The sequence below is a fragment of the Bacillus sp. 01N45 genome (assembly GCF_056399205.1).
The window spans coordinates 1-392 of the sequence record NZ_JBFTQW010000064.1 but is presented as its reverse complement, the minus strand read 5'-3'; the positions used below and the strand labels follow the sequence as shown (position 1 = coordinate 392).

At 67.0% G+C, this 392-nt stretch carries 1 protein-coding gene; it reads left to right on the top strand.

Annotation, left to right across the window (positions count from 1 at the left end; genetic code table 11):
• The coding region (locus AC1DMU_RS29740; protein ID WP_476941704.1) for a helix-turn-helix transcriptional regulator at positions 1–227 on the top strand (227 nt) is incomplete at its 5' end.
• Positions 228–392: the final 165 nt, after the last annotated feature.

Sequence of the window (392 nt, the reverse complement as noted above, 5' to 3'; positions counted from 1 at the left end):
TCCATACCCTCTTCTGCGAAGCGTTCGGCGACACGCCGCATGGCTACCAGACCCGTCTGCGGCTGGATCAGGCCGTGCAGTGGCTGATGGCTGGCACGATGCCACTGGCCGAGATTGCCTTTGCCGTGGGCTATCCGGACCAGACGACGTTCACGCGCGCGTTTGCGCGGCGCTTCGGCATGCCGCCAGGGGSGTGGCGAGCCGCTGCCATCGCGCCGCCTGCGTGACGGCCACGACGCCTCGCGCCGGCGATTCCTCGTGACAAGTCCCGGGGACGGGATGGAAGAATTTACAAGGGCAAGTTACAAAGGCTGGTGGCAAGGCTCGTAGGAACGGCAACTCCATCGCACCGGGCGCCGTAACGCGTACGTCGGGCGCGCACGCGGCGATGC